The sequence below is a fragment of the Ruegeria sp. CI8 genome, from assembly GCF_056536865.1.
The window spans coordinates 1141054-1164294 of the sequence record NZ_JBQFQL010000001.1 but is presented as its reverse complement, the minus strand read 5'-3'; the positions used below and the strand labels follow the sequence as shown (position 1 = coordinate 1164294).

The window sequence follows — 23241 nt, the reverse complement described above, 5'->3', positions numbered from 1 at the left end:
TTCAGGGACGCAATCCCAATTGCCGGGCGGCATCTATCAGCTTGTGCGCGTGGTCTCCTTCAAGCTCTTCCGGGGTCACGTAAAAGCTGGGCCCGCCGATATTCAATCCAAATACCCGCCCGTCGCTGGCGGTGGACACCGGAACGGAAATGGCATGGACGTCATCCCGCCACAGAGAATATCCGGTACAATAACCTTGTGTATCATACTCATCCAACGCGGTTTTTATCGAGTCGCGCAGGTGATCTTCGGGCAGGTTCAGATCGCGTCGAGCAGCGTCAATCGCCGTTTCCCTTTGATCCACGGTCATGCCAACCAGAATGGCCCGCCCCATGGCCGAGGAAAATAACGGCAGCCGGGATCCGACATGCATGGTAAGCGCCACGTTCTGCGTCGACCTGCTGACCGCGACGTATACGACCTCGGCCCGATGCGCTTCGCCCAGGGCGGCCGTCAGGTACGGATTGGCTCCATCGCGCAGTTCCCTCAGTACCTCGACGGCACGCTCGCATATGTCAGCCGCCCCCAGAACTCCAAATCCCAGCCGCAGCACTCCGACACCAAGCCGATAAGAACCGCCTGCGTGATCCTGAACAAGGTAACCCAGTTGGCAGAGCGTATGGGTCAACCGCGAGATCGTTGGCTTGGGCAGACCCGTGCGTTCGGCAAAATCCGTGTTGGTAAGTGCCGTTTCGCCGTGCCGAAAACACCGTAGCAGTTCAAGCCCCCGCGCCAGTGCAGTGACGAAGTTCCGATCCTTGCCAGTGTCGGCGCTTGATGATGTCTCGGATACCACGCCTGCCCCTCTATCCCAGCGCTGCAAGGCCATGTTTGGCGAACATGGGCACATAGGCTCCGAATGCGCGCGCCCGGGCCGGATCGGATGCATTCCCGTCCAGGGCGCGTTTGTAGACGCCTTGAAGAATTCCGGCCATGCGGAAGAAGTTGAACGCAAGATAGAAGCCGAAATTGTCGATTCCCGGCAATCCGCGTCGCTGACAATATGAGGCGATGAACTGCTGATCGCTGGGCAGCCCAAGGCTGCCGCGGTCAACGCCGGCCAGCCCTCGACCCTCTTTGCCCGGCGGCATCTGCCATTGCATGATTACGGCCGCCAGATCGGCATAGGGATGGCCGATGGTGGACAGCTCCCAATCCAGGACCCCGATGCAGCGGGTTCCGTCCCGCTCGAACATCAGATTGTCGATGCGATAGTCGCCATGAACCAGCGTTCGTTGACCATCATCCGCCGGGATCGAGCTTTCCAGCGCGTCGATCAGCGCATCCATGTCGGCAACCGTTTCGGTTTCCGAGGCGCGATACTGTTTGGTCCAGCGCGCGATCTGGCGTTCAAAGTAGTTGCCGGTCGGTCCATAATCGGACAGGCCCACGGCGTCGATGTCGACCATGTGCAATTCGGCCAGAACCCGGTTCATCTCGTCCAGAACGGCGCTGCGGGTTTCGTTGGTTTCGCCCTTCATGGTCGGTTCCAGAAAATTCCGACCGTCCAGACGCTCCATGACATAGAAGGCAGAGCCGATGATGCTGTCATCCTCGCACAGCACGTACATGCGCGGCACCGGTACTTTGCTGTGCGCCAACGCGGTCTGAACACGGAATTCGCGGTCGACCGCGTGGGCAGATTTCAGCAGAACTCCGGGCGGTTTACGCCGCAGAACATAGGATTTTCCAGGCGTGCGCAGTTCGTAGGTCGGATTGGACTGACCCACCGTGAACTTCGTCGCCTCAAGCGGACCGGCATAGCCTTGCAGGTTGGCGCGCAGATAGGCATCTACGGCGACAAGGTCGAGGGTGTTCGGGTCATCGCTCATGCGATCGGCCTCGCTTGATACTGGACCGGGTTTCACAGGGCATCAGCAAAGATGTTTCCTCCGGTCAGAACGTTGATACCACCCGAGACCGGGATCACGGCGCCGGTCACGTAACTGCCGCCGCGTCCGCTGAGGAACAGCATACAGCCCGCGATGTCCTCGTCGCGCCCGACACGGCCAAGCGGGACCGACTTGCCCACTTTCTCGCGTTTTTCCTCGTCAGCTGTGGCAAAGGCGGTCATGCGCGAAACGAACGGTCCCGGTGCCAGAGCATTCACAGTCACGCGGTAGGGCGACAGCTCCTTTGCCATGATCTTGGTCAGATGGATGACGGCCGCCTTCGACGCGGAATAGCTGTAGGCGCTATCTCCCATGGGAACTTCTCCCATCACCGATGCGACGTTGATTACCCGTGCAGGATCATCGTCCGAGCCCGATTGCATCAGCAGAGGAAGCAGCTTCTGGGTCAGATGAAAGATGCCGGCGACATTCACGGACATGACTTTGTCCCAGGCGTCATAGGGAAACTGCCCCATAGGAGCACCCCACGAGACGCCGGCATTGTTCATAAGGATATCAAGCTTTTGGGTGCGGTTGTTCACCTCTTCGACCAGCGCATCAATACCGGCCTCGCTGCTGACGTCACCGGCAAACCCTTCGGCGGTTCCGGGCGCATCCAGCGCGTTCAGTTCGGCGGCCACAGCTTCGCAGGCTTCGCCCTTGCGCGAAGCGATCAGCACCCGCGCTCCCGCGCGCAGCAGAGCCTCGGCTGCCATCCGACCAATGCCGGTCGCGCCGCCCGTGACCAGAGCAGTCTTGCCCGCTAGCGAAAATAAGTTCTCCGGTTTCATCAGCCTCTCCCCATAATTCGTTTTTGTTGCGTCCTGAGTTCTATTTCAGGTCGGGTCAGTTTCACTGTGCAGAATTGCATTTCACATCTGCCTTGACAACATAGTGTCAGGACCCGACCTTCGGGCCAACAAATGGCGGAGATCGGAAAACGAAATGCAAGCATTACTCAGCGTCGCCCCGGGTGGTCCGGAAACACTTGAACTGACCACCCTGCCCGATCCAACGCCCAAAAAGGGTCAGGTACTGATCCGGGTACGTGCGGCAGGCGTGAATTTTCCGGACACGCTGATCATCCGCGATTTGTACCAGATGAAACCACCGCGCCCCTTCGCGCCCGGAGGAGAGGTGTCGGGCGATGTGATCGCCGTTGGAGATGGTGTTTCCGATCTGAAGGTCGGTGACCGCGTTCTGGCCCTGACAGGCCACGGAGGTTTCGCCGAGCAGCTGTGCATTCCGGCCGCCAGCGCCGTTCCGATCCCGGAGTCCATGCCGTACGAGGATGCGGCTTGTTTCATCTTCACCTACGGAACGTCCTACCATGCGCTGAAGGATCGCGCCGGGCTCAAGGGCGGTGAGACCTTGTTGGTTCTTGGGGCCGCCGGTGGTGTCGGCTCGGCCGCGGTTGAGTTGGCCAAAGCGATGGGCGCGCGTGTAATTGCCGCGGTGTCCACGGAAGACAGGGCTCAGTTTTGCAAGGATTTGGGCGCTGATGAGACGATCGTCTACTCCAAAGAGATGACGCGAGAGGCGCAAAAAGCGTTCTCGTCAGAAATCAAGAAGCTGGCGGGCGGTGATGGCGTTGATGTGGTCTATGATGCGGTTGGCGGCGACTACGCCGAGCCAGCATTGCGCGCGATGGCCTGGAAGGGGCGGTTTCTGGTCGTTGGCTTTCCGGCCGGTATCCCCAACATCCCGTTGAATCTGCCTTTGCTCAAAGGCTGTGAGATCGTCGGCGTGTTCTGGGGCGCGTCCGTATTCCGCGATCCGGCCGGACATGCCGAAAACTTGCGGGAACTGTTTGCCATGTATCATGGCGGCAAGATCAAGCCGCGTATCAGCGCCCGCTTTTCCTTGCCCCGCGCCGCCGAAGCTTTGGAGATGTTGGGCGACCGGTCGGTTCTCGGCAAAGTTGTCGTATCCATCGACTAGGAACGACATTCACGGTCGTTTCACCGCCTGTCCCCAAGACCGGACCTGCGCCCGCTCGCCTCATGAGAGCAAAGCCGGTAGACGCGTTTTCAATTCGCGGCTATGAAACAGGTATGGGGACAGAAAAATAATGCGTAGTATTCTTGTATTGAACGGACCGAACCTGAACCTGTTGGGCACACGGCAGCCCGAGGTTTACGGTCATACCACCTTGAAGATGATCGAAGACTTGTGCGTTTCGCATGGCGCATCGATCGGGTTGCGTGTCGAGTGCGCTCAATCAAACCATGAAGGTGTGTTGATCGATGCCATCCACGCCGCGCGCGGGACCCATGACGGGATCGTTCTGAATGCCGGCGCGTATACCCACACGTCAATAGCATTGATGGATGCCATTTCGTCAGCTCAATTGCCGGTGGTCGAGGTTCACCTGTCCAATATCCACGCCCGCGAGGCATTTCGGCACAAGTCCTACATCTCGGCCGTCGCCATCGGGCAGATCTGCGGCTTTGGCGCTCAAAGCTATGTTCTGGCGCTGGAAGCGCTGGCCGCGCATCTTCAGGAGGGTGGCGGCGCATGATGACGCTCAAGGAATACCTCAACTTTCTGAGCTATGTGAAAACCCTCGAGGAGCTTTGGGCCGCGCACACCGAACAGATGGCCAAGTATGGTTTTGACCGCCTGTTGTACGGACACACACAATACCGCACCCAAACGTCTTTGGGCGACCCCGAAGATTTCGTGATCCTGACCAATCACTGCAAGGAATACATGGACGGTTTCCTTCGGGATGGTCTGTATTTCCATGCGCCCATGCTGAAATGGGCGCTGGATCACGAAGGGGCCGCAAGCTGGAGCATGATCCGCGAGATGATGTCCAGCGGCACGATGACCAACGAAGAACGCAAGGTGTACGAGTTCAACCGCTCGAAAGGGATCACCGTCGGCTACACGATCAGTTTCACTTCGGTGTCCATGCGGTCGAAGGGGGCAATTTCGCTGGCCGCTCTGAACCGCAGCCAGGACGAGATGGACGAGATGTGGGCTGAGCACGGCGATGATATCCTGCTGATGAACAACATCGCCCACCTCAAAATTCTGACTCTGCCCTACAATCCCCCGAACCGCGCCTTGACCAAGCGGCAGCGAGAGGCTCTGGAATGGGTGGGTGACGGAAAAACGACCCAGGACATTGCCCTGCTGATGGGACTGACTTCGGCGACTGTTGAAAAACACCTCAGGCTGGCGCGCGAGGCTCTCTCTGTCGAGACGACTGCACAGGCGGTTTTGAAGGCTTCGCTGCAGAATCAGATGTTCGTCATGGAGGTCTGAATCCGCTGTCGCGCGGCAGTTGACCTTAGGTAAGGAATACATGACTTCCTAAAACTGCGCAGAAATTGCACATTGATCCTGTTCCGTGAGTGGTGGCTTTAGCCAAGGAACATTTGGACGGATCTTTGTATTGGCAAGGCTCTCCGTTCGCTCTGGCAAAGGGCGCTTATTCGTCCGCGTGCCGATGTCGGAAATTTTGGGGGGCCTCGACCATCCCCATCTTGCGGGGCCCTCCAATTACTCCTCTGATCAATCGGAAATTCGCCCAAAAAAAACCGGTCGCGCGTCGCGCAACCGGTTTCGGGTGTTTTGGGAGCAGCCCGGAAAACCCGGGCTGAACAGGCGTCAGCCCTGAGCCGCTTTGGCGACTTCGGCGGCAAAGTCTTCTTTTTCGACCACGATGCCTTCGCCAACCTCCAGGCGAACAAAACCGGTGATGGTTGCGCCGGCTTCCTTGGCCGCTGCTTCCACGGTCAGGTCGGGGTTCACAACGAACTGCTGGCTCAGCAGGGTCGATTCCGCGACGAATTTCTTCATGCGGCCCTCGATCATCTTTTCGATGACCTGCTCGGGCTTGCCGGATTCGCGCGCGATGTCCATCTGGACTTGCTTTTCTTTTTCGACAACGGCCGGATCCAGGTCGGCTTCGGACAGAGCGGCCGGGTTCACGGCTGCGATGTGCATCGCGACTTGCTTGCCGATGGCTTCATCGCCGCCCGACAGAGCAACCAGAACACCGATCTTGCCCATGCCGTTGGTTGCGGCGTTGTGGACATACGAGACCACGGTGTCGCCCGACAGTTTCGCCATGCGGCGGACCGACATGTTTTCGCCGATGGTGGCGATCTTGTCGGTCAGCGTGTCGGCAACCGATTTGCCGCCCAGATCAGCAGCCAGCAGTTCCTCAACTGAGTCAACGCCCTGGGCTGCGTAGGTGATCTTGCCGACCATTTCCTGGAACTCGGCGTTCTTCGCGACAAAGTCGGTTTCCGAGTTCACTTCGACAGCAACACCGTTGCCACCTTCGACGTGAACGGCAACCAGGCCTTCTGCTGCGGTACGGCCGGATTTCTTTGCGGCCTTCGCCAGACCTTTGGTGCGCAGCCAGTCAACGGCCTCGTCCATGTTGCCGCCGGTTTCGGTCAGCGCTTTTTTAGCGTCCATCATGCCTGCGCCGGTCGAGTCGCGCAGTTCTTTCACCATTGCTGCAGTGATTGCCATCTCTTGGCTCTCCTCAATTCAAACGGAATTGGGGCAGGTCTACCCTGCCCCATATGTCATTTACGTGACGGGCAGCTTACGCTTCGGCCGACGCTTCGGCTTCTTCTGCAACGGCTTCTTCAACCGGTGCTTCTTCGAACTCGCCCAGGTCGACGCCGGCGGCGCCCAGCTGAGCCGTCATGCCGTCCAGTGCAGCGCGTGCGGCCAGGTCGCAATACAGTGCGATTGCACGGGCAGCATCGTCGTTGCCGGGGATGATGTAGTCCACACCATCCGGCGAGCAGTTGGTGTCGACGACGGCCACAACCGGGATACCCAGTTTGTTGGCTTCTGCGATGGCCAGTGCTTCTTTCTTGACGTCGATGACGAACAGCAGGTCAGGAACGCCGCCCATCTCGCGGATGCCGCCCAGCGAAGCCTGAAGCTTGGCCTGGTCACGCTCCATTCCCAGACGCTCTTTCTTGGTCAGGCCTTCAGCGCCCGATTCCATGGCTTCGTCGATCTGGTTCAGACGGTTGATCGACTGGGAAACGGTTTTCCAGTTGGTCAGCGTGCCGCCCAGCCAGCGGTGGTTCATGTAATACTGAGCCGATTTTTCAGCGGCTTCGGCGATCGGCTGTGCAGCCTGACGCTTGGTACCGACAAACAGAACGCGGCCACCTTTGGCGACGGTGTCACGTACCGCCTGCAGCGCCTGGTCCAGCATCGGAACGGTCTGGGTCAGGTCCATGATGTGGATGCCGTTGCGTGCGCCATAGATGAAAGGCGCCATGCGGGGGTTCCAACGCTGTGTTTGGTGACCAAAGTGAACGCCAGCTTCCAGCAGCTGACGCATGGTGAACTCGGGAAGAGCCATGCTATGTTTTCCTTTTCCGGTTTTCGCCTTGGCGGGGGTGAAAGAAGCGTTTGCTCCAACCGGCGGCCTTGATGAGGATGTCTCCCTCAAAACGACCAAACCCCGCCTGCGGATTTGAATGCCGCGCGTATACGGCAGGTTGACTGACGGTGCAAGAGGCTTTTGCCCCTATTTTTCTGGCCGCGCCAAGGCATGCCCGTGGCGAACGGCCTGCTCGCAATGCGCGGCCAAAGCCTTGCGGTTGTCGAAATCGCTGACCCGGGCCGGAGAATGATAGATCAATTCGACCCGCCCCTGCCGCCGCGCGCCCAGCGTCTTCAGAAGATGCGGGGCAAAATCCATGTCCCCCCACCAGCCATAAAACCGATCCGGCTGCCCATCGGGCGCGTGATAGACAACCGAAACCGGCTGAACATACATGAAGTCACGCAGTTCATCTGCAAAGAATGCCGCAAAAAGCGTTGTTTTGAATGGCAAAACCCGCAGTCCGTCCGTCGATGTGCCCTCTGGAAAAAACAACAGCTTGTGCCCGACCTTCAGACGGTCCTCGAACAGTCTGGTCTGCTCGCGCGCTTTCTTGGGATTGCGTTCGATGAACACGGTTCCGGTGGCCCGGGCCAACCAACCGATGCCGGGCCAACTCGCCACCTCGGCCTTGGACACGAAGTATACACGCTTGCGGGCGTTGAGCGCGAAGATGTCCAGCCAGGACGTGTGGTTGGCGACAACGGCCCCGCGCTGCTGCATCAGCTCGCCCGAGCTTGAAAATCCGATCCCAAGAATTCGAAACGCATTGCGACACACGAATTGGGCAATGAACGGCGTTACCGGCCGACGCAGGCCAAAGATGGGTCTTTCGACCAGGCGCACAAGCAACAGAACGATCAGACCACCGAACACCAGCACAGCCAGAGGAAGCCCCCGCAGGATCACCAAAATCCAACCCCACACGCCCAACTCAACCGGGTCCGGGTCGTCCGAGCTGTGCCAGACAGCACCGTTTGGCACGTCACGCTCCGCCATAGATGCGTCTCTGTCTTTCGTTCATCCGAGTGGTGTCGAGGATCAGGCAAACGTCGGTGGTGTTGAAGGCATGGTCGATGAATGCCCCCTCGCCCACAAACCCGCCCAATCGAAGATAGGCCTTGATCAAGGCCGGAACTTGCAACATTGCACTCCGTCGATCCAGCGCATCTTTCGGAACCAGGTTCATGTTCTGATAAACATCCGGCTGCGCACGCACCCGCAGTTCGGGTGGAGCCAGGTGGTTGTGATGCAGCATCGACATAGGCTGGGCAAGGTGCTTGACGTCTGTGCCGTGAAAACTGGCAACGCCGAACAGAACCTCGATCTCCCGTTCGGACACATATTTCGCGAGGCCATTCCACAAATGATACATTGCGGTTCCGCCGCGATAGTCCGGATGCAGGCAGGACCGGCCGAGTTCCAGCAATTTGCGGCCGCTGTTTTTCAGAACGGTAAGGTCGTATTCATCCTCAGAGTAGAACCGTCCGACTTCAGCTACGCGGTCACCCGGCAACAGACGGTAGACTCCGACCACTTCTCCGGTGGCGTCGTCATAGGCCAGCATGTGATCAAAATACGGGTCGAACTGGTCGCGTTCCAGGCCCTCTGCATGATCGACCATCTCTCCGCCACCGCCCAATTCACGCACGAAGACGTCATAACGCAGCCGCTGCGCCGCGCGCAGTTCCTCGTCGGTTTCGGCAAGTTTGACAGTGAATGAAGGGCCCGTATCCGGCATGTGGAATGGTCGTCGTCTTGTTGCGATCCCAGCGCTGATACCGCAGCTGCGCGGCGAATGGCAACACGAACCGGGTGGCGAGCCCCGTTAACCTTTCCTAAACCAGTTTCAGGGATCAAGAACCGGCATCAAGGCGATGCGTGTTCCGTCAATCACCACTTTACCCTGGTCGCGAAAGTTCACGGTGATCTTGCCCCCGATGTTGGACTGGACCTGTCCAACGCCCCAGTCGGGGAAATCTGGGTGGCGGACAAACATGCCCGGTGCAAGAATGGCATTCAGATCTGTCATGCGGCGGCTCCGGGTCGGGCATGGGGGATACCACAGGAGGTACGCATGGGCGACACCAACGTCAACCTGGCCGAGTTGATCGGCTCTCGGATCTGCCACGATTTGATCAGCCCGATCGGCGCGATCACGAACGGTCTGGAACTGTTGGAGATGGTTGGCGGCACCCAGGGCCCCGAGATGGAACTGATCACCGGCAGCGTTGGCAGCGCCGGGGCGCGGATCCGGTTCTTTCGCGTGGCCTTTGGCGCGGCCAGCGATCAGCCACTGGGCCGTAGCGAAGTGACGGAATTGCTGCGCGATGTCGAGCGTGCGGGCCGAGTCCGGGTGCATTGGAACGTCACCGAGGCGATGCCGCGCAATCAGATCAAACTGGCTTTTCTGGCCATCATGTGCTGCGAAAGCGCCATGCCCATGGGCGGCGAGGTCAAGATCGACAGCGTGGGCGACAAATGGACGGTCACGGGGACAGCCGACCGCATGAATATCGATCCCGACCTGTGGAAAGGTCTCCCGACCGGCACATTCGCCAACAAGGTCACGCCGGCGCAGGTGCAATTCGCCCTGCTGCCGCAGACGGCGGCCGCTCAGGGCCGCCGGGTTTCGGCCGAGACGGGCGCGACCCGCGTGGTGCTGCGGTTTTGACGCAGCGCCTCAGGCGCGCGTCGTGCCGTTGCCGCGCACCAGGTATTTGAAGCTGGTCAGCTGCGCCGCCCCCACCGGGCCGCGCGCGTGCATTTTGCCCGTGGCGATCCCGATTTCGGCGCCCATTCCGAACTCACCCCCGTCGGCAAATTGGGTCGAGGCGTTGTGCATCAGGATCGCACTGTCGAGCCGTTCAAAGAATCGGTCGGCGGCGGATTGATCCTCGGTCATGATGCAATCGGTGTGGTTCGATCCGTATTGCCGGATATGCGCGATTGCATCGTCGATATCGGCCACCGGTTTTGCGGCGATGATGCTGTCCAGAAACTCCTTGCCCCAATCGTCATCGCTGGCCGGCACGGTGCCATCGATGGCCAGCGCAACTGCGGCATGAACCTCGACGCCCGCGGCCAGCAGCGCCGCGATCACGTCGCGCCCTAGCGTTTCCGCGATATCCTGATGCACCAGCAGGCATTCGGCCGCCCCGCAGATGCCAGTGCGGCGGGTCTTTGCGTTCAGCACCACGTCCAGCGTTTTATGCGGATCCGCAGCCTTGTCGATGTAGATGTGCACGATCCCTTCAAGATGGGCAAAGACCGGCACCCGCGCCTCGCGCTGGACCAACCCGACCAGCCCCTTGCCTCCGCGCGGCACGATGACGTCGACATAGTCGGTCATGGTCAGCAATTCCTGCACCGCCGCCCGGTCACGGGTCGGGACCAGCTGGATCGCATCCTCGGGCAGGTTTGCGGCCTTCAGACCCTCGACCAGGCAGGCGTGGATCGCGGTCGAGGAATGAAAGCTTTCGGATCCGCCGCGCAGGATCACGGCATTGCCCGACTTGAGGCACAGCGCCCCGGCATCCGCGGTCACGTTCGGGCGGCTTTCATAGATTACGCCGATCACGCCCAGCGGGGTGCGTACGCGGCGGATGTTCAGCCCCGAGGGCATATCCCATTCGGCCAGAACCTCACCCACTGGATCGGTCTGTTCAGCCACGGTGCGCAACCCGTCGACCATGCCCTGAATGCGCGTCTCGTCCAGCATCAGACGGTCCATCATAGCCGGGCTCAGACCCTTTTCGCGGCCGTAGTCCAGGTCTTTCTTGTTGGCCTCGATGATCTGCGCACGGTTCTTCCACACAGCGTCGGCGGCGGCAATCAACGCGGCGTATTTGCGCTCGGCCGAAGCAAAGGCCAGATCCCGAGACGCATCCTTGGCGCGCTTGCCAAGATCGGCCATCAGGGCGGGAATGCTATCAAAGTCCTTCATGTCATCTGCCTTTCCGGTCGTCGGACCAGCCAAATCTATCAGTTTTCGCGGCTACAAAGCCAGATCGTCACGGTGGATCATCACCGCACGGCCGGGATAGCCGAGTGCGTCCTCGATCTCGGAGGATTTGCGCCCCTTGATGGCATCGGCCTCATGCGCGGTATAGCGGCTGAGGCCCAATCCCAAACGCCGGCCTTCGTGATCCTTGATGGCCACCGGGTCGCCCCGTCCAAAATCGCCCGTCACTTCGACGATGCCGGCCGGCAACAGGCTTTTGCCATTCTCCAGCGCCTGCGCTGCCCCTGCATCGACCGTGATCTCGCCTCGCGGCTTCATCGCCGAGATCCAGCGTTTGCGCGCCGCATGCGGGTCCAGCTTGGCCTTGAACCAAGTGCTGTTCGCGCCATTGTTCAGCAGTTTCAGCGGGTTCAAAGGCGATCCTTCCGTAATCGCCATGTCACAGCCCGCCGCCGTCGCCATCTGCGCGGCCATCAGCTTGGTCTTCATGCCGCCCTTGGACAGCCCCGAACCGGCGTCACCGGCCATCGCCTCGATCTCGGGCGTGATCGCGTCGATCACGTCAAACCGGGTGGCGGATGGGTCTTCGGCTGGATTGCCGGTGTAGAACCCATCGACATCGGACAGCAGGATCAACTGATCCGCACCGACGGTCACGGCGATCTGCGCGGCCAGTCGATCATTGTCGCCGTATCGGATTTCATCCGTGGCCACCGTGTCATTTTCATTCACGATGGGCACGACACCCAACCCCAGCAGAGTTTCCAGCGTCGCGCGCGAGTTCAGGTACCGGCGGCGGTTCTCGCTGTCTTCCAGCGTCACCAGAACCTGCGCCGTGGTGATGTCGTGCGGGGCCAACGCCTCTTCATAGGCCCGCGCCAGCCGGATCTGCCCGACGGCGGCGGCGGCCTGGGACTGCTCTAGCGAGAGCGCGGTTGCGGGCAGGCCCAGAACACCGCGCCCCAGCGCTATCGAACCGGACGAGACCAGAACCACATCGGCCCCCTGCCCCTTGAGCCACGCCACGTCCTGCGCCAGCGAATGCAACCACTCCGAACGCAGCTTGCCGGTCGCACGATCGACCAGCAAAGCCGAGCCGATCTTGACCACCAGGCGCTTTGCGTCGGTCAGGGCTGCCACGTCTCGCGCTCCTCGGTGGGTTTCTGGCGCAGGCGGTTTTCGTCGATCTGGGCGCGCAGGGCCCGCAAAACTTCGGTCACGCCCTGCCGGGCGACGCCCGACATGGTCATGACAGGGCCGCTCACGGCCTCTTTCAACTCGGCCTTGGCCAGTTCGAGCTGTTCTTCGTCCAGCGCGTCAATCTTGTTCAACACGGTGATCCGGGGCTTGTCAGCCAGCGCGCCGCCATAGGCCTCAAGCTCGTGGATGATGGTGTGATAATCCTGCGCGATGGTCTCGGACGTGCCGTCGACCAGATGCAGCAACACCGCGCAGCGTTCGACATGGCCCAGAAAACGGTCGCCGATGCCGCGGCCTTCGTGCGCGCCTTCGATCAGGCCGGGAATGTCGGCCACAACGAATTCCACGTTGTCCACGCCGACGACGCCCAGATTGGGGTGCAGCGTGGTGAACGGATAATCGGCGATCTTGGGCCGGGCGTTCGATGTCGCGGCCAGAAAGGTCGATTTGCCCGCGTTCGGCAGGCCCAGCAGACCCACATCGGCGATCAGCTTCAGACGCAGCCAGATCGTGCGGTCCACGCCCGGCTGCCCAGGGTTGGCCCGCCGCGGCGCCTGGTTGGTGGCCGATTTGAAATGCAGGTTGCCGAAACCGCCATTTCCGCCCCGCGCCAGCAGGACACGATGCCCCACCTCGGTCAGGTCGGCGATCACCGTCTCCTGATCCTCGTCCAGGATCTCGGTTCCGACGGGCACGCGCAGAATGATGTCGTCGCCATCCTTGCCGGTGCGCTGCTGACCCCGGCCGGGCTGTCCGTTCTTGGCAAAGAAATGCTGCTGATAGCGGAAGTCGATCAGGGTGTTCAGCCCGTCCACGACCTCGGCCCAGACGGACCCGCCCTTGCCGCCGTCCCCGCCATCAGGGCCGCCGTATTCGATGTACTTTTCGCGTCGGAAGCTGACGCACCCGCTACCGCCGGCCCCGGACCGGATGTAGACCTTTGCAAGATCGAGAAATTTCATGTCAGTCCCCTACTGCAAAGGCCCCATCGGCCACAAGTCAGAGTTTTTTGCTGTACGTCCAGGTGGGCACATTTGCGTCGCGCGCCACCGAAAAGCTTTCGGCATCGCCAAGATACTGGAACCCGCAATGGGTCAGAACCCGTGCCGAGGCGGGATTGTCCTGAAACACGCTGGCAAACATCGTGGCGTTTTCCAACGGATTCGCCTGAACCAGCGTTTCCACCGCCAGCGAGGCGATGCCCGTGTTCCAATACAAGGGCGCGACCCAATAGCCCACTTCGGACTGGTTGCGATCCAGCCGCTTGAGCGAGATCACCCCGATCAACTCGGGCCCGCCATCCTTGGTGGCGTCCATCGCCCAGACGTCCTCGTCCCGGTCCTCGGCCATGGCGCGGGTCACGAAAGCCTCGATCGAACCGGGCGGCAAGGGGTGCGGGATCGACGTGGTCATGCGCGCCACGCGCTCGTCCCCGGCGTAGTGCTCGATCAGGCCCATGTCCGACCGGCGCAGCGGGCGCAGGTCGAACCGCTCGGTTTCAATGACCGGCTGATTTATGATTGCCTCAAGTTTCATTGGTGTGTTCCTCCTCCGAACAACACGAAAAGTACGGATGCAACAGTCAGACCCGCGAGAGTCCACATCAGATATTTTTCCGCCGGCCGTCCCGCAACCACGCGTGCAATTCTATCGCCCGCAAAGGTCCAGATCGGGTGCAGGACCAACTGGCAGGTCAACAAAACGAGCGCGATCGTGAGCGTCGCACTCAGCACCGAGGTCCCCGCCGCGACGAACCCGGTGAAACCCGCGATGATCATCGCCCAGGCCTTGGGGTTTAGCGGATGCACCACCAGCCCGGCCCAGAAACCCGGAACCGCCTCGCCCGCGTCCTGATGGGACAGGCGCAGGTTGGCGATTTTCCACGCAAGCCAGCAAATATAGGCCGCCGAAGCATATTTCAGAACCGCAAACACTGTCGGAGCCTGTTCCGCCAGTTGCAGAAGGCCAAAGCCCAGCGGCCAGATGATCAGCTGCTTGCCCAGAATCACGCCTGCCACGAAAGGCAGCGCAGCGCGGAACCCATAGCGCGCACCCGTTCCCAACAAGACCATGTTGGCCGGTCCCGGCGTGCCGACCTGGCTGGCGGCAAAGATCAGGAAACTGGTGGTTGCAACGGGCATCGGGGCTTTCGATCAAATCTGCGTCAAAACGAGAAAGGGGACCGGCACTTTGTGCCGGTCCCCCATGAATTTTTCTTAAACCTTCTGGGTTTCGGCTTACTCTGCGGCCTCCGCCACTGGCAGGACCGAAATGAAGGTGCGGTTTTTCAGTCCCTTGTGGAACTTCACGGCGCCATCGACAGTTGCAAAGATGGTGTGATCCTTGCCCATGCCCACGCCTTCGCCCGGCCAGAACTTGGTGCCGCGCTGACGCACGATGATGTTGCCTGCAACGGCGGCTTGGCCACCATACAGTTTCACGCCAAGGCGACGACCCGCTGAGTCGCGGCCGTTACGGGAGGAACCGCCAGCTTTTTTATGTGCCATTCTCTCTCTCCTTAGCCTTTGGCCAGCTCTTTGGCCTGCTCAACCCATTCGGGTTTCACTTTGACCGTCTCGATAGCAGCAATCTGCTCCTCCGACAAGGCGGCCAGAGCGGCAAAGCTTTCGATACCGGCTTCGGCCAGTTTCTTGGCAGCTGCGGGACCAACACCGGTGATCTTGGTCAGATCGTCAGCGGCAGCAGCAGCGGCCGGGGCTTCTGCCTTGGCAGCGGCTTTCTTGGCGGGTTTCGCTGCTTTCGCAACTTCACCTGCCGGAGCCGAACCGGTTGCGGCCTTGACGCCCGACTTGTCCGCGCCCGAGGGCAGGATGTCGGTGATCTTGACCAGGGTCAGCTTCTGACGGTGGCCAACGGTGCGCTTCGAGCTGTGCTTGCGGCGGCGCTTGACGAATTTGATGACCTTGTCACCTTTGATCTGTTCGATCACTTCCGCCTGAACGGCCGCGCCATCAACGAACGGCGCGCCGACAACGGGGGCATCGCCACCCAGCATCAGAACGTCGTTGAATTGGACTTTTTCACCTGCGTCGGCAGCCAGTTTTTCAACGCGGAGGATGTCGCCCGCCTGAACCTTGTACTGCTTGCCGCCAGTCTTGAGGACTGCAAACATGCGTATTTCCTTTTTCTACCGCGTTCTGTGGTCCCCGTCAGACGGGTGTTTCGGCCAAGGCCACCTCGAACAGCGCGCCCTTTTCGGGCGGATGAACGACCGTCAGGGCGCACCCGTCAGGCCAACAATAACGATACCCGGCGCGGAGGTTCCGGCCGGGATGCGCGCTTATCCACGGATCACGGGGCAAAGTCAACAGCAAACCGGCCTAAAGATCCGACGCTTGCAGAACCTGCGCCACCGTCACGCCCAGCTGGTATGACAACTCGTTGAACATGGTGTCCAGACCAGCGAACAAGGCGTTGTTCAAGGCCTGCCCTGCCTCGGTGCGTGAAAAGGCGATATTCTCGCGCAGCTGGGCCTCGCTGAGAGGTTGGTACGCAAACAGAAGGAACGAGTACAGCCACTCGCGGGTTTGTTGCTCGGACTGCGCACCCTGCGCCAGCAATTGGGCCAACATTTCGCCGTCGTCGCCTGTGATGCCCTGCCCGTCCGCCAACCCACGGAAGAAATTGTAATCGGCCTGCAACGCTCCACGCACGTTCCGATCAACAAGGTCGTTGATCTCGACATACTCATCGATCAGGCGAAAATAAGCCGCATCACGATCGGCCTCCCGATAGGCGGCCATGGCCATCTCTTCGATGGCTTCGTCGGAAAACGTTCGGCGGGCCGAGTTTTCCAAAGACACAACGGCGCGGCCCAGGTCGCTTTCGAAAAACAGCGCAGCCTGCTCCAATTGCCCTTCGGACATACCGCCAGCCAGCGCATCATGAATCTTGGCCTGCATCCAGGCCTTGTCGTACAAATCTTCAACCTGGGCCTCGAAAAACGATCCGCCCTCACCGTCCAGCAGGCTTTTGTCCAGTTCGCGCCCCTGCGCGACACCCTCATCACGCAGAATCTGCATCACGTCGGACAAATGCATGGCCTTGGTCAGACGGTCGACCTGATCGGCCGTGACCGCACTGGCCCAACCAGCCAGAACCAGCCACAGAGCCAGTAGCAACCGCATTAGATGTCCTGAGCCGGACGCAGCTCGGCCATGCGCGCCGCCAGCACTTCAAACCGCATGGCCATGATCTCGTACTGGATGGCGTTCAACAGCTCATAGACTTCTTGCATCAGCGGCTGTTCCAGCGCTTTGGTATAGGCGTCGACATCCGCGTCAGAGAAATCCTGATAGGTGTAGGCCGCGTTGGCCAAGGCGGACAGTTGCAATGACTGCCGCATCTCGGGTTCGTTCAGCTTCATCATCTGGCGCAGCCCGTCCGCGTCCAACTGCAGGTCGATCACTCCGGCGGCGCTGGCGGCCAGCAGGAACCGCAGCTGGATCTCCTGCAGCGCCCGCAACGAGGTTTCGCTGGCATCGATGGCGCTGTTCATCCGCTTCAGGCTTTCGATGCGGCTCGAACCGGACTTGACCAGATCGGATATGATCTCCTGCCCCTCAAGTTGCTTGGCTTCGTCATCCTCGACAAGGTGCGAGGCATTTTCCGCCTCGACAAGCCGTTGTCCCAGATCCGAGGCATAAAACTCGACCGCGTGGTTCAGGGCCTCGTCGCTCAGCGTCTGTTCGAGAATCGCAACCGCTGTTTCATGCATGTCGTCGGTGTCGAACACCTCTTCCGTCAGACGCGTCCATTGCGAGCCAAAACCCTCGGGGTCGATCCCCAGCATCTGAGGCGCCGAAGCCGAGGCCAATGCGATGCTTTCCAGCGCCACGTCAAAACCCGTCGTCGTCAGAAAAGCCTCAATCCGATCCCGGCTGGCGGACAAGGCGTTTTGAGCCGTCAGAGCGAACGCGAACACGGGCAGGATGAGCAGAAGCGAAATGCGGTGCAGAAGATGTCTCATACATGTCAGCCTAGGAGATTTCGTCGGACTGGCAATGGAAAATCCACGGTTTGGCGAATTCGGGAATTTTCTGCTTGCACCCCTCGGCGATCACAACTAAATCCCCCCCTCACAGACCCCCGCGGAGAGGTGCCGGAGTGGTCGAACGGGGCGGTCTCGAAAACCGTTGTGGGTGCAAGCCCACCCAGGGTTCGAATCCCTGTCTCTCCGCCACTACTTCCCAATGATTCCCCCCCTTTCTTGTTCGCCTGATGGTTGCAAGCGTGCATTTTCGCCGGTGGCGTGTTGTTGCCGCTGATCGTCTGACTGATCAGCGCCGAGTGGCCCAAACCCCGAACATGCGCCGAATCTTTGGGATTTCCCCTTTGATCTCAGGTAGTTTCTCCCCACATCAGCGGCACACATCCGAAAAGGAGACCCCAATGTCCCGCATTATCATCCTGATTATCATCGCCGGATTGGGTGCCGGCGCGTATTTCTACCTGAATCAGCCCGAGCCCACCCCGGCCGAGAAACTGCAATCTGCCGCCAAAGAAGCCGGCGAGGCCGTTGGCGAGGCCGCAACCGCAGCCCAAGAAGCCGCCAGCGAGGCTTTGTCGACGGCCACGCAGCAAGCGGGTGACGCAGCCTCGGCCGCCGTCGAACAGGCCGGTGAAGCCGCCGAGCAAGCCGGTCAGACAGCCACGGATCTGGCTAACCAGGCCGGCGATGCTGCGACGGATCTGGCCAACCAGGCAGGCGATCAGGTTGCAGCCCTCACTGCCCAAGGGCAGGAGTTGCTGAATACCTGGGTTGACGAAGGCATGCTGTCGGCCGAGCAGTTCGACTATGACGCGATGGTTGAATCCGTGAAAAACAGCCAGCTGAGCCAGGAAATCCAGGACCAGGTGATCAAGATCCTCGATGGCATCAAGGAAGCGCCGGAAACGGCTGCACTCAAGATCCAGGAACTGCGCAACCTGTTGACGCAATAAGATCATTCGACAAGGCCGGCATTTGTCCGGCCTTGTCACACCTGCACCGGTTTCCCAATTCCCCAACGTTAACCCTGTGGTCGATTGACGTGTCCGGTGCCATTTGTTTGGCTTGGCTCAACCAGTCGCATCAAGTCGGGACGACCTATTGTCGGCATCGGTGCGCCCTGCCCCAGGGCGTGCACTTGGATCGACCCGTTTGCTTGAAAATGTCGGAAACAAAGGAAAAAGAATGACTGATCTCCCCAAATCCATGTTTGCCGTGATCCAGAAATTTGACGGATACTCGGGTACCGCCACGGGCCCGGCTATCGAAGACGCCGCCGACTGGGTTGAGAATGCCGAGATCCCGGTGCCCACGCCGGGCCCCGGCCAGGTGCTGATCAAATTGCGCACCGCATCGGTGAACCCCTCAGACCTCCATTTCGTCAAGGGTGAGTACGGTCAGCCGCGGGTCAAAGGTGCACCGGCCGGTTTCGAAGGGTGCGGGAACGTCGTCGCCACCGGCGCGGGCGCCGAAGCGCTGAAGGGGCAAAGGGTCGCCTTCGTCGCCTCCGGGTCCGGCGCATGGGCCGAGTATGCCCTGACACAGGCGCAGATGTGCATTCCTTTGCGGTCCGAGATCTCGGACGATGACGGTGCCGCACAGATCGTCAATCCGCTGACCGCAATGGCAATGGTTGAGATCGCGCGGTCCGAAGGAGAGGCCTTTGTCGTTTCCGCGGCCACCAGCCAGTTGGGCAAGCTGATGTGCGGGCTGGGCCGAGACCTTGGCCTGAAGCCGATTGCGATGGTGCGGCGCCCTGAAACGGTCGAACTACTCAAAAGCCACGGAGCGGCCGAGGTCATCGTAACCACCGAAGACGATGCCGTCTCCAAGTTTGCGGCCATCAGCGCACAGCTCAAGCCGCGGGTTTTTCTGGATGCGGTCTCGGATCAGCTGTCCGAGCAGGTCTTCTGCGCCATGCCCAACGGCGCGCGCTGGGTGTCTTATGGCAAACTCAGCAGCGAGCCTCCGAAGCTGACCCAGATGGGCCAGCTGATCTTTATGAGCAAACGGATCGAGGGCTTCTGGCTGACCAAATGGATGATGTCCACGCCACCCGAAGAGCAGATGCGCGCGGTTGCCGAGGTGCAGGCCCGCTTTGCGGACGGACGGTGGAAAACGGATGTCTCGGCGCATGTCCCGCTGAACAAAATCGTTTCCGATCTGGCAGTTGCACTGAAAAAGAGTGACGGTAAAGTGATAATCACGCCATAGTAGAACAGGCGCCCCGGTGATTGGAGGAGATCCGGGGCGTCAGGACGCCGGGCAAACCGGCATGGGGAGGAGAATTTGGACAACGCACAGCTGCTGATCAGCGGGCTGGCGAATGGCTGTGTCTACGGCCTGATCGCGCTTGGCTTCGTGCTGATCTACAAGGCGACCGAGGCCGTGAACTTTGCCCAGGGCGATTTCATGATGCTGGGCGCCTTCGTCACCATCGGGCTGACCAATACCGAATATATGGGCCTGCCCTTCTGGCTGGCCCTGCCCATCTCGCTGGGGATCATGGGCGCGCTGGGGTATCTGCTGGACCGGCTGATCATCCGCCGCCTGTTCGGGGAAAGCCAGACCGCCGTGGTGATCCTGACCATCGCCCTGGGCTTCGTGATCCGCTTTGTTGCCGGGCTGATCTGGGGGCACGAGCCGCAGACGCTGGAAAACCCGCTGGCCGGCAAGGAGGTCCGCTTTGGCGGGCTGGTCCTGGGGATGGAGGACGTGGCGGTCATCGTCGTGACCGTGCTGCTGACCTGGGGGCTCTATGTGTTCTTCAGCAAGACCAAGCTGGGGCTGGCGATGCAGGGCGCTTCGCAGAACCAGTTGGCGGCCTATTACATGGGCGTCCCGGTCAAGCGCGTGCAGGGTTTCATCTGGGGGCTGGCCGGTGTCGTGGCCGGGATCGCGGGCATCCTGTTCGCCGCCAAGGGATCGGTCGATCCGACCACGGGGTTGCTGGGAATCAAGGCCTTTGCGGCCGCGGTCATCGGCGGGTTCGGCAGCCTTCCCGGGGCTTTGGCAGGCGGTCTGATCGTCGGCGTGATCGAACCCTTCGCCAGCCGCTACATCGCCGCGGGCTATAGCCAGATCGCGCCTTATGCGCTGTTGCTGGCGGTGCTGATCTTCCGCCCGCACGGCCTGTTCAGCCAGGTCCGGGTCAAGAAGGTCTGAGCGCATGAGGATCGTTTTCAAAACCGACTACATGCAAGACATCCGCCCCTGGAAGGACGGATACCAGTTATCGCTCTACCTGATCCTGCTGGCGGTGGTCTTTGCCGCGCCGTGGTGGCTGGACGCGTTCTATCTGGGAGAGTTGACCAACGTTCTGATCTGGGCCATCGCCGGGCTGGGTCTGATGATCCTGACCGGGCATACAGGCCAGGCCAGCCTGGGCCACGCGGCGTTTCTGGCCTTTGGCTGCTATGCCAACGTGATTCTGATCGAGTCCGGCGTGCCGTTTCTGGTGGCCTTTCCTCTGGCCGGCATTCTGACCGGTATCGCCGGGGTCACGGTCGCCATCCCTGCCCTGCGGCTGCACGGCATCTATCTGGCGATCTTCACCCTGGCCCTGTCGATCCTGATGGACGACCTCATCGTTCTGGCGGAACCGATCACCGGCGGTGTCGCGGGCAAGTACATGGGCGGGGTCGAGATTTTCGGCCATCTGGTCGACCGCTGGGGCACGCCCGAGCAGTTCTACTGGCTGGTGTTGGCCGTCACGGTTCTGGTCACGCTGGGCTATATCAACCTTCTGCGCACGCCGCTGGGACGCAGCTTTATCGCCGTGCGCGACTCGGAAGTGTCTGCGCAGGCGATGGGCATCGACATCGCGCGCACCAAGACCGTGTCCTTTGCCCTTTCCTGCGCCGTGACCGGATGGGCGGGGGCGCTGATGGGCCTTTATGCCGGGGCCTTCAACAACGAAACCTTCAGCGTGGTGATCTCGATCCAGCTGCTGATGATGATCGTGATCGGCGGACTGGGCTCGATCCACGGCGCGTTTCTGGGCGCCATCGTCATCGGGTTTCTGCCGCAGTTCCTGTCGATCGCCAAGGAATACGCGGGCGCCCTTTTCGGTGGCGGAACCGTCGCCATTCCGGGGCTAGAATTCGGCATCTTCGGCATGATCCTGATCGGGTTCATCCTGTTCGAGCCGATGGGCATCTACGGCCGATGGCTGAAAATCCGCACCTGGTTCGAGCTGTTCCCCTTCTACCGCAAGGACATGTTCAAGCGGCAGAAATCCTATCTCAAGACGGAGCGCCTGAGATGAGCTTGCTGGAATTCGAGAACGTCACCCTGAAATTCGGTGGCCTGACGGCAGTGAACGATCTGTCCTTTTCGGTCGAGGAAGGCGAGGTCTTTGCCATCGTCGGCCCGAACGGGGCCGGCAAATCCACGGTGTTCAACTTGATTTCGCGCTTTTACGACCCGTTCGCGGGCCAGATCCGGTTCGACGGGCACGATTTGCTGCAGGTCAAGCCCTCGGGCGTGGCCGCCTATGGCGTCGCGCGCACCTTCCAAAACATCGAGCTGTTCGAACATGCAACCGTGTTGCAGAACCTGCTGGTCGGGCGGCACCGCCACCGGCGTACCAACCTGCTGTCCGAGGTGTTCTTTACCCCCTCGGCCCGCCTGCAAGAGCTGGAGAACCGCGAGAAGGTCGAAGAGATCATCGATTTCCTCGATCTGCAGGCCTATCGAGACAAGATGATCGCCGGGCTTCCCTACGGCGTGCGCAAGGTTGTCGAGGTCGCGCGTGCGCTGGCCACCGACCCCAAGCTGCTGCTGCTGGATGAACCGGCCTCGGGGCTGTCGGTCGAGGAAACAACAGACATGCGCTGGTGGATCGACGACATCCGGCGGCAAATGGGGATCACGGTGTTGATGGTCGAACATGACATGGGGCTGGTCTCGGGCGTGTCTGACCGGGTGCTGGCTATGGCCGATGGGGCGAAACTGGCCCTTGGGACACCGGCGCAGGTGCAATCGCACCCCGCCGTCGTCGAAGCCTATCTGGGGAAAGCCTCATGAGCGCACCGATCCTGAGCATCCGCAACATCGAAAGCTTCTATGGCCCGATCATGGCGATCCGCGGTGTGTCGCTGGACGTGCGCCCGGGCCAGATCGTCTCGATCCTGGGCGCCAACGGGGCGGGCAAGACGACGCTGATGAAGACCGTCTCGGGTGTTATGGACCCGGAAAAGGGCACGATCACCTTCGACGGCGAGGAAATCCAGGGGCTGGAGCCGCACAAGATCGTCCAAAAGGGCATCGTGCATGTGCCCGAGGGGCGCGAGGTGTTCCCGCTGTTGACGGTGAACGAGAACCTCAGCCTGGGGGCCTATACCCTGCATGACAAGGCCCAGATCGAGCGCGACCGCGAGTTGGTGTTTTCCTACTTCCCGGTTCTGAAGGAACGCCGAAATCAAGAGGCCGGCACCCTGTCGGGCGGGCAGCAGCAGATGCTGGCCATCGGCCGCGGCCTGATGGCCAACCCGCGCATCATGCTGCTGGATGAACCCTCGCTGGGCCTGTCGCCGCTGCTGGTCCAAGAGATCTTCGGCATCCTCAAACGCCTGAATGACGAGCAGAACATGACCATGATGCTGGTCGAGCAGAACGCCAACGCCGCGCTGGAACTGGCCGATCATGGCTATGTCATGGAGGTCGGGCGCATCGTGATGGACGGCCCCGCCGACGTGCTGATGCGATCCGAGGACATCCAGAACTTCTATCTGGGCGTGCAGGAGGAAGGCGCGCGGGAAAACCGCCGCTGGAAACGCAAGAAGACGTGGAGGTGAGC

27 protein-coding genes and 1 tRNA gene are annotated in these 23241 nt (G+C 60.7%); 11 read left to right on the top strand and 17 right to left on the bottom strand.

Annotated features, from left to right (window positions below):
- Window position 1: 1 nt before the first annotated feature.
- From ACR0DA_RS05725 to ACR0DA_RS05715, 3 genes are read right to left on the bottom strand one after another with little or no spacing between them, the layout of a single operon-like run.
- Window positions 2–796 (bottom strand): IclR family transcriptional regulator, encoded by a 795-nt coding sequence (locus ACR0DA_RS05725; protein ID WP_367647370.1) that lies wholly within the window; start codon window positions 794–796, stop codon window positions 2–4.
- A 10-nt stretch (window positions 797–806) separates the two neighbouring features.
- Entirely contained in the window at window positions 807–1832 is a 1026-nt protein-coding gene (locus tag ACR0DA_RS05720; RefSeq protein ID WP_480753242.1) for a phosphotransferase, read from the bottom strand.
- 32 nt (window positions 1833–1864) lie between these two features.
- Window positions 1865–2683, bottom strand: a complete 819-nt coding sequence (locus ACR0DA_RS05715; protein WP_480753241.1) for an SDR family NAD(P)-dependent oxidoreductase — start codon at window positions 2681–2683, stop codon at window positions 1865–1867.
- Window positions 2684–2837: 154 nt separating this feature from the next.
- Here ACR0DA_RS05715 and ACR0DA_RS05710 point away from each other — a divergent pair, with 154 nt between their 5' ends.
- The 3 genes from ACR0DA_RS05710 (at window position 2838) to ACR0DA_RS05700 (ending at window position 5165) form a co-directional block, all read left to right on the top strand.
- A complete protein-coding gene (locus ACR0DA_RS05710; RefSeq protein WP_480753239.1) occupies window positions 2838–3833 on the top strand; it encodes an NADPH:quinone oxidoreductase family protein in 996 nt (331 codons plus the stop codon).
- A gap of 130 nt (window positions 3834–3963) precedes the next feature.
- Window positions 3964–4413: a type II 3-dehydroquinate dehydratase gene (gene aroQ, locus ACR0DA_RS05705; RefSeq protein ID WP_170339183.1), complete on the top strand. Its 450-nt coding sequence runs from the start codon at window positions 3964–3966 to the stop codon at window positions 4411–4413.
- A complete protein-coding gene (locus ACR0DA_RS05700; RefSeq protein WP_093962957.1) occupies window positions 4413–5165 on the top strand; it encodes a LuxR family transcriptional regulator in 753 nt (250 codons plus the stop codon). Before aroQ ends, ACR0DA_RS05700 begins: the two co-directional genes overlap by 1 nt.
- A 345-nt stretch (window positions 5166–5510) precedes the next feature.
- On the opposite strand, the gene tsf is transcribed toward ACR0DA_RS05700, so the two are convergent.
- The 5 genes from tsf to ACR0DA_RS05675 all read right to left on the bottom strand — a co-directional run bounded on the left by tsf (window position 5511) and on the right by ACR0DA_RS05675 (window position 9298).
- Window positions 5511–6386, bottom strand: coding sequence for a translation elongation factor Ts (gene tsf / locus ACR0DA_RS05695; protein WP_093962057.1), 876 nt, complete (start codon window positions 6384–6386; stop codon window positions 5511–5513).
- Between the two features lie 76 nt (window positions 6387–6462).
- Window positions 6463–7242, bottom strand: a complete 780-nt coding sequence (rpsB, locus tag ACR0DA_RS05690) for a 30S ribosomal protein S2 (RefSeq protein ID WP_093962056.1) — start codon at window positions 7240–7242, stop codon at window positions 6463–6465.
- Between the two features lie 168 nt (window positions 7243–7410).
- Window positions 7411–8265: a lyso-ornithine lipid O-acyltransferase gene (gene olsA, locus ACR0DA_RS05685; RefSeq protein ID WP_170528560.1), complete on the bottom strand. Its 855-nt coding sequence runs from the start codon at window positions 8263–8265 to the stop codon at window positions 7411–7413.
- Window positions 8252–9007: an L-ornithine N(alpha)-acyltransferase gene (gene olsB / locus ACR0DA_RS05680; protein WP_170455245.1), complete on the bottom strand. Its 756-nt coding sequence runs from the start codon at window positions 9005–9007 to the stop codon at window positions 8252–8254. Before olsB ends, olsA begins: the two co-directional genes overlap by 14 nt.
- 108 nt (window positions 9008–9115) lie before the next feature.
- Window positions 9116–9298 (bottom strand): DUF3553 domain-containing protein, encoded by a 183-nt coding sequence (locus tag ACR0DA_RS05675; RefSeq protein WP_170339192.1) that lies wholly within the window; start codon window positions 9296–9298, stop codon window positions 9116–9118.
- Between the two features lie 45 nt (window positions 9299–9343).
- Here ACR0DA_RS05675 and ACR0DA_RS05670 point away from each other — a divergent pair, with 45 nt between their 5' ends.
- Window positions 9344–9940 (top strand): histidine phosphotransferase family protein, encoded by a 597-nt coding sequence (locus ACR0DA_RS05670; protein ID WP_480753238.1) that lies wholly within the window; start codon window positions 9344–9346, stop codon window positions 9938–9940.
- 9 nt (window positions 9941–9949) lie between these two features.
- Here ACR0DA_RS05670 and ACR0DA_RS05665 read toward each other — a convergent pair whose 3' ends face one another.
- The 9 genes from ACR0DA_RS05665 to ACR0DA_RS05625 all read right to left on the bottom strand — a co-directional run bounded on the left by ACR0DA_RS05665 (window position 9950) and on the right by ACR0DA_RS05625 (window position 17420).
- Entirely contained in the window at window positions 9950–11212 is a 1263-nt protein-coding gene (locus tag ACR0DA_RS05665) for a glutamate-5-semialdehyde dehydrogenase (RefSeq protein WP_480753237.1), read from the bottom strand.
- 51 nt (window positions 11213–11263) lie between these two features.
- A complete protein-coding gene (gene proB, locus ACR0DA_RS05660; RefSeq protein ID WP_480753236.1) occupies window positions 11264–12370 on the bottom strand; it encodes a glutamate 5-kinase in 1107 nt (368 codons plus the stop codon).
- Window positions 12358–13392, bottom strand: a complete 1035-nt coding sequence (obgE, locus tag ACR0DA_RS05655; protein ID WP_170363476.1) for a GTPase ObgE — start codon at window positions 13390–13392, stop codon at window positions 12358–12360. The genes proB and obgE overlap by 13 nt, the downstream gene beginning before the upstream one ends.
- 37 nt (window positions 13393–13429) lie before the next feature.
- Window positions 13430–13966, bottom strand: a complete 537-nt coding sequence (locus ACR0DA_RS05650; protein WP_170339204.1) for a GNAT family N-acetyltransferase — start codon at window positions 13964–13966, stop codon at window positions 13430–13432.
- The gene (locus ACR0DA_RS05645; protein ID WP_170432675.1) at window positions 13963–14571 is read right to left on the bottom strand and encodes a LysE family translocator; all 609 of its coding nucleotides are present in this window, start codon (window positions 14569–14571) and stop codon (window positions 13963–13965) included. Before ACR0DA_RS05645 ends, ACR0DA_RS05650 begins: the two co-directional genes overlap by 4 nt.
- Window positions 14572–14667: 96 nt before the next feature.
- Entirely contained in the window at window positions 14668–14937 is a 270-nt protein-coding gene (rpmA, locus tag ACR0DA_RS05640; protein ID WP_005983052.1) for a 50S ribosomal protein L27, read from the bottom strand.
- Window positions 14938–14948: 11 nt separating this feature from the next.
- Entirely contained in the window at window positions 14949–15563 is a 615-nt protein-coding gene (locus ACR0DA_RS05635; RefSeq protein WP_480753234.1) for a 50S ribosomal protein L21, read from the bottom strand.
- Window positions 15564–15771: 208 nt separating this feature from the next.
- Window positions 15772–16578, bottom strand: a complete 807-nt coding sequence (locus tag ACR0DA_RS05630) for a DUF2059 domain-containing protein (RefSeq protein ID WP_480753233.1) — start codon at window positions 16576–16578, stop codon at window positions 15772–15774.
- Entirely contained in the window at window positions 16578–17420 is an 843-nt protein-coding gene (locus tag ACR0DA_RS05625) for a DUF2059 domain-containing protein (RefSeq protein WP_170357817.1), read from the bottom strand. Before ACR0DA_RS05625 ends, ACR0DA_RS05630 begins: the two co-directional genes overlap by 1 nt.
- Before the next feature lie 123 nt (window positions 17421–17543).
- Between ACR0DA_RS05625 and ACR0DA_RS05620 the strand changes: the two genes are divergently transcribed.
- From ACR0DA_RS05620 to ACR0DA_RS05590, 7 genes are all read left to right on the top strand, one after another.
- Window positions 17544–17633 (top strand) — tRNA-Ser (locus ACR0DA_RS05620).
- 209 nt (window positions 17634–17842) lie between these two features.
- Entirely contained in the window at window positions 17843–18394 is a 552-nt protein-coding gene (locus ACR0DA_RS05615; protein WP_093962956.1) for a hypothetical protein, read from the top strand.
- A 232-nt stretch (window positions 18395–18626) separates the two neighbouring features.
- On the top strand, window positions 18627–19655 hold the full coding sequence (locus ACR0DA_RS05610; protein ID WP_480753232.1) for a zinc-binding dehydrogenase: 1029 nt from the start codon (window positions 18627–18629) through the stop codon (window positions 19653–19655).
- A gap of 75 nt (window positions 19656–19730) precedes the next feature.
- A complete protein-coding gene (locus ACR0DA_RS05605; RefSeq protein ID WP_005983028.1) occupies window positions 19731–20606 on the top strand; it encodes a branched-chain amino acid ABC transporter permease in 876 nt (291 codons plus the stop codon).
- A 4-nt stretch (window positions 20607–20610) separates the two neighbouring features.
- Complete coding sequence (locus ACR0DA_RS05600) at window positions 20611–21708, top strand: branched-chain amino acid ABC transporter permease (RefSeq protein ID WP_149775120.1); 1098 nt, start codon at window positions 20611–20613, stop codon at window positions 21706–21708.
- Window positions 21705–22469, top strand: a complete 765-nt coding sequence (locus ACR0DA_RS05595) for an ABC transporter ATP-binding protein (RefSeq protein WP_170368431.1) — start codon at window positions 21705–21707, stop codon at window positions 22467–22469. Before ACR0DA_RS05600 ends, ACR0DA_RS05595 begins: the two co-directional genes overlap by 4 nt.
- Entirely contained in the window at window positions 22466–23239 is a 774-nt protein-coding gene (locus tag ACR0DA_RS05590) for an ABC transporter ATP-binding protein (RefSeq protein ID WP_170339217.1), read from the top strand. Before ACR0DA_RS05595 ends, ACR0DA_RS05590 begins: the two co-directional genes overlap by 4 nt.
- The last annotated feature ends 2 nt before the right edge of the window (window positions 23240–23241 follow it).